Source organism: Natronospira sp., from assembly GCF_007134575.1.
Lineage (GTDB): Bacteria > Pseudomonadota > Gammaproteobacteria > Natronospirales > Natronospiraceae > Natronospira > Natronospira elongata.
Genome location: NZ_SLKM01000130.1, coordinates 1 through 3,657 on the forward strand (window position 1 = coordinate 1; position 3,657 = coordinate 3,657).

At 65.1% G+C, this 3,657-nt stretch carries 3 protein-coding genes; 2 read left to right on the top strand and 1 reads right to left on the bottom strand.

Annotated elements, in window-relative coordinates; all coding sequences use genetic code 11:
- Nucleotides 1-2,163: efflux RND transporter permease subunit (locus tag ACJWXQ_RS05090; RefSeq protein ID WP_406672299.1), on the top strand; the 2,163-nt coding region annotated here is incomplete at its 5' end.
- Here ACJWXQ_RS05090 and ACJWXQ_RS05095 read toward each other — a convergent pair.
- Nucleotides 2,164-2,799, bottom strand: a complete 636-nt coding sequence (locus tag ACJWXQ_RS05095; RefSeq protein ID WP_346052064.1) for a methyltransferase domain-containing protein — start codon at nucleotides 2,797-2,799, stop codon at nucleotides 2,164-2,166.
- Nucleotides 2,800-2,924: 125 nt separating this feature from the next.
- Between ACJWXQ_RS05095 and ACJWXQ_RS05100 the strand changes: the two genes are divergently transcribed.
- Nucleotides 2,925-3,657 (top strand): alpha/beta hydrolase (locus ACJWXQ_RS05100; protein ID WP_406672300.1); only part of this gene is annotated, 733 nt, incomplete at its 3' end.

A 3,657-nucleotide genomic window follows, 5' to 3' on the forward strand; every position in this document is an offset into this window, starting at 1 on the left:
ATCGTCATTCCCGACAACCGTCTCAATGCGGTGGCCTTTGGCCACAGCGTGCGTGAGCACATTGACGGGCTGCGCGCCGACTACGCGCCGCTGACAATCGAGGAACTCTTCTATCAGCCCTCTTGGGTGGAGCGTCGGCTTTCGGAACTGGGCTTTTCCCTACTGCTCGGCATTGGGGTGGTGGCGGCCATTCTGTTTCTGGTCATGGGCCTCCGCTTGGGGCTCACCGTCAGCCTGCTGGTGCCCCTGGTGACCTTCTCGGCCCTGGCGGTCTATGCCATGGGCGGCGGGGTGCTGCACCAGATCGCGGTGGCGGGGATGGTCATTGCCCTGGGCATGCTGGTGGACAATGCCATTGTCATGTCCGAAAACATCCAGTGGCATCTGGACCAGCGACGACCATTGACCGAGGCCGTTACCCGCGCGGTGACCGAACTGGCCGGGCCGTTGATGGCGGCCACGGGCACTACTCTCGCGGCCTTCACGCCCCTGCTGCTCTCGGCGGGCGACACCGCGGATTTCACCCGTGCGATTCCGGTGATGGTGATGCTCACGCTCGCCATCAGTTTCATCTATGCGGTGCTGGTCACGCCGGTGTTCGCCTCCGCCATCCTGCGGCCACGCCGGGTGGCGCGGCGGGACTGGAGCTTTGCGATCGGTGAGCGCCTGGGCCGCACGGCGGTCGGCCGGCCCGTGCTGGTTCTGGGGGTGGCGGCGGTCATGGTGGGGGTGGCCGGGAGCTTCTTCGGGGCCCTGGACAGGACCTTTTTCCCGGATACCGACCGCAATCAGCTGGTGGTGGACCTGCGCTTTCCGGAAGGCACCCACCTTTCCCACACCGACCACGCCGCCGCCACCCTGGCGGCCGGCATCCAACAGCAGCCGGGGGTGGAATCGGTCTACCGCTTTTCCGGTTTCAGCGGCCCACGCTTTTACTACAACCTGATCAGCCTCAGCAGCCAGCCTCATCTGGCCCGGCTGGTGGTCCAGACCGACCGGGTGGAGCGCCTGCCCGAGTTAATGGAATGGGTCCGGGCCACCACCCGCGAAACCCTGCCGGACGCCCAGGTGGTGGCCCGGCGCCTGGGCCAGGGCCCGCCCATTGATGCACCGGTGGAGATCAGGGTCTTCGGCGAGGACCGGGACGCGCTCACCGCGGCGGCCGACATGATTCTGGACGTGGTCCGCGACGATCCCGGCAGCCGCGACGCCCGCCATCGTCTTGGCGAGGGGCTGGCCAGCCTGCACGTGTCGGTGGACGATGCCCGGGCAGCCGAATTCGGCCTCGACCGCAGCGATGTCACCCGGGCCCTGGCGGCGGCCAGCCGGGGCCTGGAAGTCAGCACCTGGCGGGCCGAACGCGAGGCCATGCCCCTGCGCATCCGCTCACCGGAGGGCGAGGCCTTTCCCCTGGGCGGGCTGGAGGGCCTGCGGGTGGGAGCCGAGGGCGTGCCCCTGGGCGAGATCGCCCGCATCGAGACCCGCTGGCAGCCGGCCATCATTATGCACTGGGACCTGCAACGCATGACCCAGGTGCTGTCGGAGGTAAAGGAAGGCCAGACCTATGTCCATGTGCTGGACCGGGTGGTGCCGAAGCTGGAGGCGCTGGACTGGCCCGAGGGGACTTACTTTACCGTTGGCGGTGCCCACGAAGGGGCGGCCGACGCCAATACCGAACTGTTCCGCACCCTGCCCATCGGTGGCTTGCTGCTGGTGATCTTTCTGCTTCTGCAGTTCAATTCCTTCCGCATGATGGGCATGGTGCTGACCACCGTGCCGCTGGCGGTGGTGGGTGTGATTCCCGGGCTATGGCTGGCCGGCCAGCCTTTCAGTTTCACCGCCATGCTGGGGGTGGTGGCCCTGGTGGGCATCGTGGTCAACAATGCCATCGTGTTGCTGGACCGGATCAATCGCAACCGATCGGAAGGCCAGGACCTGGATACAGCCATCACCGAGGCGGTGGGACGCCGCACCCGACCCATCCTTCTCACCACCGCAACCACGGTGGCGGGGCTGTTTCCCCTGACCTTCACCCAATCCACCCTATGGCCACCCCTGGCCTGGGCCATCATCTCGGGCCTCCTGGCCTCGACCCTGCTGACCCTGGTGGTGGTACCGGCGATTTATCGAATGGCCTTTGCAAAACAAGCGGGGCAGCAGTGACTACCGCGGCGCCCGGGCGGTGGCGCTCATCAAGCCCCAGAAGGGGGAGATTCGATAGCGTTCAATGGCGATGGTCTCGAAGCCGGCAGTGTTGAGCATGGCTTTGAGTTCCCGGGCGGTCCAGGTTCGGAAATGGGCGGGGTCGCGCCAGCGGAGCCAGCGATCCAAGGCGCGCATGCTCAGATAATCCCGGCACCAGTCAGTAATCAGCAGACGGGCGCCGGGGCGAAGGACCCGCCGCATTTCGGCCAGGGCCCGCGCGGGATCCGGGATGTAGTGAAAGGCACTGGTGGAGACCAGGACATCAAAAGTGGCATTGGCAAAGGGGAGTTGCTCGGCCGGGGCACGAGCCAGGGAAACCTCATCATCCAGGCGGCGGTGAGCCACATCTAGCATGCCCGTCGAAAGGTCGGTGCCAGTCAGTTCCCATTCGGGATGGGATTGGCGCAAGCGGGCCAGCAGCCGACCGGTACCGCAGCCCACATCCAGCAGCTGCCCCGCGGGCTCCAGCGCAAGCCGCCTCTCGGTGGCGGCGATGCTGGCCTCGATATAGGAAGACCAGCGCTCCTCATAGATCGGCGCCAGTCGATCGTATTCGCGGGCGGCGGTTTGATGGGCCTTTTCAGGCATGTCCATGATGACTCCTGCTGTCACAATTGCAGTTTCAGTATCCACCGGAACAAGTCCGGCCAGTCTACAGCGATCGGTCTCAGTCGATATACTGGCGTCTTGCGAGACATGGTTCGAAGAAAGGGGAGGTCATGCAGACTGGAATGTTACCTCGCATAATGGCGGTTTTACTGGCTGTTTGCGGGCTAGGGGCCTGTACCACCATCGTCGTGAACGAATCCACCATGATCCCCAGCTTCGGGCGCGGGCAACTGCTGGGCCAGCTCCCGAATGGGCATGAACTGGTCGAACATGAATTCGAGCGCAGCGATGGCGAACGGGCTTACGGCCTCGCCGTGACCGCCGACGCGGATCTGCCCAGCATTCTGGTCTATGGCGGCAACATGCAATCGGCCGATGGCTCCATTCACCGGGTAGTGGATAATCTGCGCCATCTCGATGCCAATCTTTTCTTCTTCGACCGCCGTGGCCAGGGCCGCAGCACCGGCAGTCCCGGCGTGGAGCAGGGAATGGATGATGCGGTCGAAGTCCTCGATTACGTGCGTGAACAGGTCGCTGGCCCCATCATCCTGCACGGCTTCTCCCTCGGCGGCTTTGAAGCCGCCCACGTCGCCGGCCATCGGGCGGTGGATGCCATGGTCCTTGAGGCCACGGCCACTAATGTGGACGACTTCGCCCGCCAAGCCGTGCCCTGGTTTGCCAAGCCCTTCATCCGGATCCAGGTGGCTGATGAACTGCGCGGCTTCGACAATCGCGACATCCTCGCCGAATACGACGGCCCCCTCCTGCTGATAGCTGGGGGGAACGACCGCCAGACCTCACCGCGCATGATGAAAGACCTCTACGAGGCCAGCCCCTCGGCGC